The following is a 5,041-nucleotide window of genomic DNA, read 5'->3' as shown; positions in this document are numbered from 1 at the left end:
CAGCCACGTGATCATTCTGGCCGTCCAGTGCCGCCCGGAACAGCGACCGGGCGGCACGTCACGACGGGGCGAACGTTGCCTGATGCGGCACTAGCGTGACGGATCATGACGAACTCGGCCCGGAACGGCGACAGTCGGCAGGACTGCGGCCGGCAGGGCGGCGCGGAGCCGCCGCGCACGTCGCCGCGAACTTTGCCGGGCACTTCGCAGGGCCTGGGGAAGGGCCTGGGGAAGGGCCCGGCGACGGGGCGGTCGGCAGGCCGGTCGCCGACGGACGCCGGGTCGGACGCCGGGTCGGGCCCCGGGTCGGGCCCCGAGGCCGGCTCGGAGCCGTTCCGGCCTCCTCTCCCGGCTCCCGCGGGCCTCACGGCCGGACGGCGGTCCCAGTGGGCAGCGGATAGGACGGCGGGGACCCGGGGATCGGGACGGCTGCTCGTCCGGGCGCCCGACGCGGGGCCGGGGCTCCCGTTCATCCAGTACCTCGGCCGCTGGATCCGCCTGTCCCTCGGCCTCGCACTCGGGGCCGGGACCGCCCTCCTGGAGCTCCTCGGCACCGTCGTCGGCGTCCTCGCGCTGCTGCCCGTACTCGCCTCGCCCCGCGGCCGCGCCGCCGTGCTGCGCCCCCTGACCGCGCCCGCGCACGCCCTCACCCGCCTGGAGCGGGCCCGCCTCGACCGCCTCCTCGGCGTCCGCCTCCCCGGGGTCCACGACGCGGCCGCCGCGCGCTATCTCGCCGCCCGCTGGCCGCTCGGCGTACTCGGCGCGGTCGTCCTCGGCTGCGGCGCGTACGGACTCGGGCTCGGCACCTTCGCCTTCTACGGCTGGCTGATCACCGACATCAAGCACCCCTGGCTCGTCGGCGCCAGCAGCGTCGGCGGGTTCTTCCTGCTCTTCCTCGCCGCGCAGGGAGCCCTCGGCGTCGTCGCCCTGGAGGACGGACTCGCCCGGCGCTTCGGACCCAGCCACGCCGACGCCCTGGAGGCCAGGATCGCCGAACTGGCCACCAGCCGCGCCGAGGTCATGGACGTCGTCCACGACGAGCGGCGCCGGATCGAGCGCGACCTCCACGACGGCGTCCAGCAGCGGCTCGTCGCCCTCGGCATGCTGATCGGCCGGGCGCGCCGGATCCGGGTCCGGGACCCGGAGGGCGCCGACGCCCTCCTGCTCCAGGCCCACGAGGAGAGCCGGCGCGCGCTGGCCGAACTGCGCGAGGTGGCCTGGCGGGTCTACCCGGCCGTGCTCGACGAGGGGGGTCTGCGCGCGGCTCTGGAGACGGTCGCGGAACGGGGCACGCTGCCCGTGGCGCTCGCGTACACCGTGGAGCGGCCGCTGCCGAGGTCCGTGGAGACGGTGGCGTACTTCCTCGTCTCGGAAGCGGTCACCAATGTGGTCAAGCACGCGGGCGCGAGCCGGATCGACGTACAGGTAACCCTGGAAGGTGCGAAGTTGAGTGTGCGGGTGACGGACGACGGGGCAGGTGGCGCGGACGCGTCCGGCAGCGGTCTGAGCGGGCTCGCGAGCCGGGTGGCGGCGCTGGACGGACGGTTCGCGGTGGAGAGCCCGGCGGGCGGGCCGACGGTCGTAGGGGCGGTCCTGCCGTGCGCGTGATCCTGGCGGAGGACTCGACACTGCTACGGGAAGGACTCGTACGGCTCCTGGCCGAGGAGGGCCACGAGGTGACGGCGGCGGTCGGCAACGCGGTCGAACTGCTCACGGCGGTACGGGCGGACCCGCCGGACGTGGTCGTGGCCGACGTACGGATGCCGCCGACGCACACGGACGAGGGGCTGCGGGCGGCCCTGGAGATCCGCCGCGAGTGGCCGGACGTCGGGGTGCTGGTCCTCTCGCAGTACGTGGAGCGGCGGTACGCCACCGAGCTGCTGACCGGCGACTCGGGGGCGGTGGGCTATCTGCTCAAGGACCGGGTGGCGCAGGTCGACGAGTTCCTGGACGCGCTGGAACGGGTGGGGGACGGGCGGACGGCGTTCGACCCGGAGGTCGTCCGCCGGCTGCTCGTCCGTACCACCCACACCGATCCGCTGGCGCGGCTGACGCCCCGGGAGCGCGAGGTGCTCGCGGCGATGGCGCAAGGGCACACGAACGCGGCGATCGCCGGGCAGCTGCACGTGTCGCAGAGCGCGGTGGAGAAACACATCAACGCGCTCTTCGACAAACTGGAACTGACGGGGCGCGGCGAGGGCTACAGCAGAAGGGTCCTCGCGGTGCTCCGCTACCTGGGCAGCTGAGCGGCGGCGCGGGCGCGGCCGGTCGGCCGCGGCGGGTCAGCCGCAGCAGCCCCCACCGCAGCACCCGCCGCCACCGCCCTGGGACGGGGCGGGTGCGGCAGACCCGCCCACGGCGACGGCCGAGAGCAGCTTGACGGTGTCGTCGTGCCCGGCGGGGCAGGCCGCGGGGGCGGAGGACTCGGCCATGGGGCGGCTGAGTTCGAAGGTGTCGCCACAGGTGCGGCAGCGGTACTCGTATCGAGGCATACGGACAGGCTAGCCGGAGTGGTGCCCGGCGCCCCGCTCCTCCCGGATCTGCTCGACGACGCGTGCGGCGGTGGCGCGGACGGCTTCGAGTTCGGTCAGGAAGTGCCAGTAGTCGGGGTGCCGGCCCTCCAGCGTGCCGACGGCCCGGTCGAGGCGCCCCACGGCGTCGTCGAGGGGGCGGGCGTGCCGGGGGTCGGGGGTGTTGCGCCCGGCCATGGCGAGGCGCTGGGCGTCGCGGACGGTGAAACGGGCACGGTCGATCTCGTGCTGGGGATCCTTGGCGACGGCGTCGAGGCGGCGGAGCCGGTCGCCGGCGGCGGAGACGGCCTCGTCGGTGGCGTTGAGCAGGGCGCGTGCGGTGGCGAGGAGGCTCGTCGCGTCGGGCCAGCGCTGTTCGTCGCGGGCCTTGGCCGCCTCTGCGAGCTTCTCCTCGGCCTTGCGGACGCCGTCGGCGGCCTGGGAGGGGACGTACTGGAGATCCTGCCAGCACGCGGCGGAGAAGCGGCGGCGGAGTTCGGAGAGGACCGGCTCGACGGTGCCGGCCCGGGTGGTGAGCGCCTCGGCGCGGGTACGGAGGGAGACGAGGCGCTTGTTCGTCTCGGCGGCCCGCTCGGGGAGGCGCTCGGCCTCGGTGCGGACGGCCTCGGCGTCCCGCATGACCTTGTCGGCGCGCTCGAGGGTGTCGGCGACGCCGTGGCGGCCGGCCCCTTCGTTGAGCCGGGTGAGGTCGGGCCCGAGTGCGGCGAGCCGGGCGGCGAGGTCGTCGGCGCGGAGCCCGGCGGCGCGGGCGGTGTCGAGAGCGGTGCTCGCGCTCCGGAGCGACTGTCGCGCCCGCTCGACGGCGGGAGCGAGCCGGGCGAGCTGGGTCTCGGCCGTGTCGAGGAGCGGCCCGAGCCCCTGCGTGAACCGGTCCAGCTCTCCCTTGACCCGTACGAGTTCGTCCTTGGCCCGGGTCAGCTCGGTGCGGGCCCGGTTGGCGGTGGCCGCGTCCAGCTCGTCCCGGTCCAGATCGTGCGCGTCGACGGCGGTGATGTAGGCGTGGCTGACCTCGTCGATCCGCCGGCCGAGGGCCGCGAAGCCGTCGACGGCGCGGCGGGCGCCGGGGGAGTCGTCCACGGCGGTGATCGTCTCGATGGAGATCCGCAGATCGCGCTGGGCCGTGTCGAGCTCGTAGAACGCGGCGGCGGCGTCGTCCTTGGCGGCCTGCGCCTCGGCCCGCTGGCTCTCCCCGCGCCCGCCGAACCAGCGCCGGTTGCCGCCGCCGGCGAAGGCGGAGGGAAGGAGGGCGACGGCGAGCAGCGGAAGCACGAGAGCAAGCCGCAAGCGCCCACCCGCGTCCCCCGACGCCGTACCCGCCCCGTTCTCCGCCCCCGTCACGGCGCTCGTCGAACCGCCCCTCGCGTGAGTCGCCGCCACGTCCCTCTCCCGTGCTGTGTCCGCCCTGCCCGGTCCGGTTCATTCTCCCACCAGGTAAGGACGAACACACGGGCCCGTCAGTTCGCGGTGCGGACGACGACTTCCCCGTTGTCGCTGCGGGCGGTCACGACGTGGGCGCTGCCCTTCCGCGTGGGCACGTCGATCCGGACCTCGCCGTTGTCGCTGCGCCCGTCGACGTCGTAGGTGGCGTCGGGCAGGGCGATGTCGACCTCCCCGTTGTCGCTGACGGCCTCCACATGCCGGGGGACGGCGCTCAGCGCGATGCGCACGGCCCCGTTGTCGGACCGGGCGACGACCCACTCGGACCGGGTGTCGCCCTCGACGACGACCTCCCCGTTGTCGCTGGTCAGATCGAGGGCCCCGGAGGAGCCCCGGACGATGACGGCGCCGTTGTCGGACCGGATCCTGAGATCGGTGTCGAACCCGTCGGCGGTCACCTGCCCGTTGTCGTCCTCCACGGTGACGGCGACACCGCGGGGCACCTGGACCCGGTGGAGGGAGTCACAGTCGCTGGCGACGGCCTCGCACTCGACGCGCAGGGTGAGCCGCCCGTCCCGAAGCCCCCAGACGGCCTCGGGCCCGCTCCCCATGAACACCCACCCGTCGACCTGCCGACTGACGCGCACGTCCTCGATGTCGGCGGGCACGATCTCGATCTCGGAGTTCTCGGCATCGACGACGAGCGAGTCCCCGGAGAAGGCGAAGGTCCTCTTCTCGACGGGAGCCCCCTCCACCTCGGCACTCCCACACCCGGCGACCCCGAGGGCTCCGAGGAGGACTCCACCGGAGACGAGAAGAGCACGAACGCGAAGACGACCGACCATGACGACCAAACCCCCAGGTGACACGCTGACTGACCCCTCACGCTACGGACCGCCGCCCCACCCGCACGATCCGGCGACCCACCCACGGATGGTGGGGCTATCCCCCGCAACCACCGGTTTGCGGGACCCACCCATGGTCCATGTACGCTGTTGCCTCACTCCACGGGTGCGTAGCTCAGGGGTAGAGCGCTGCTCTTACAAAGCAGATGTCGGCGGTTCGAAACCGTCCGCGCCCACTGTAAGAAGTGGCAGGTGAGAGCCTGTGGCGGCCCTTCAGTCGTGTTCGGC

General features: G+C 74.0%; 5 protein-coding genes and 1 tRNA gene. 3 read left to right on the top strand and 3 right to left on the bottom strand.

All coding sequences use genetic code 11. The annotated features are described in order from the left end of the window. Positions 1-192 precede the first annotated feature (192 nt). Both ACFUJR_RS38775 and ACFUJR_RS38770 read left to right on the top strand, forming a co-directional pair. Complete coding sequence (locus ACFUJR_RS38775; protein WP_383171984.1) at positions 193-1,608, top strand: sensor histidine kinase; 1,416 nt, start codon at positions 193-195, stop codon at positions 1,606-1,608. Beyond that, complete coding sequence (locus tag ACFUJR_RS38770) at positions 1,599-2,246, top strand: response regulator (protein WP_383171985.1); 648 nt, start codon at positions 1,599-1,601, stop codon at positions 2,244-2,246. Before ACFUJR_RS38775 ends, ACFUJR_RS38770 begins: the two co-directional genes overlap by 10 nt. Positions 2,247-2,282: 36 nt before the next feature. On the opposite strand, the gene ACFUJR_RS38765 is transcribed toward ACFUJR_RS38770, so the two are convergent. The 3 genes from ACFUJR_RS38765 to ACFUJR_RS38755 all read right to left on the bottom strand — a co-directional run bounded on the left by ACFUJR_RS38765 (position 2,283) and on the right by ACFUJR_RS38755 (position 4,663). After that, on the bottom strand, positions 2,283-2,492 hold the full coding sequence (locus tag ACFUJR_RS38765; protein ID WP_383171987.1) for a zinc ribbon domain-containing protein: 210 nt from the start codon (positions 2,490-2,492) through the stop codon (positions 2,283-2,285). A 9-nt stretch (positions 2,493-2,501) separates the two neighbouring features. After that, positions 2,502-3,908 carry a hypothetical protein gene (locus ACFUJR_RS38760; protein WP_383171988.1) on the bottom strand — a complete coding sequence of 469 codons (1,407 nt, stop codon included), beginning with the start codon at positions 3,906-3,908 and terminating at the stop codon, positions 2,502-2,504. A 77-nt stretch (positions 3,909-3,985) separates the two neighbouring features. Further along, positions 3,986-4,663: a DUF4097 family beta strand repeat-containing protein gene (locus ACFUJR_RS38755; RefSeq protein WP_383171990.1), complete on the bottom strand. Its 678-nt coding sequence runs from the start codon at positions 4,661-4,663 to the stop codon at positions 3,986-3,988. A gap of 254 nt (positions 4,664-4,917) precedes the next feature. Here ACFUJR_RS38755 and ACFUJR_RS38750 point away from each other — a divergent pair. Next, positions 4,918-4,989, top strand: a tRNA-Val gene (locus tag ACFUJR_RS38750). Positions 4,990-5,041: the final 52 nt, after the last annotated feature.

The organism is Streptomyces sp. NPDC057271 (genome assembly GCF_042668715.1).
Classification (GTDB): Bacteria; Actinomycetota; Actinomycetes; order Streptomycetales; family Streptomycetaceae; genus Streptomyces.
Note: the sequence above shows the minus strand (reverse complement) of the source record. Positions and strands in the feature narration are given on the sequence as shown.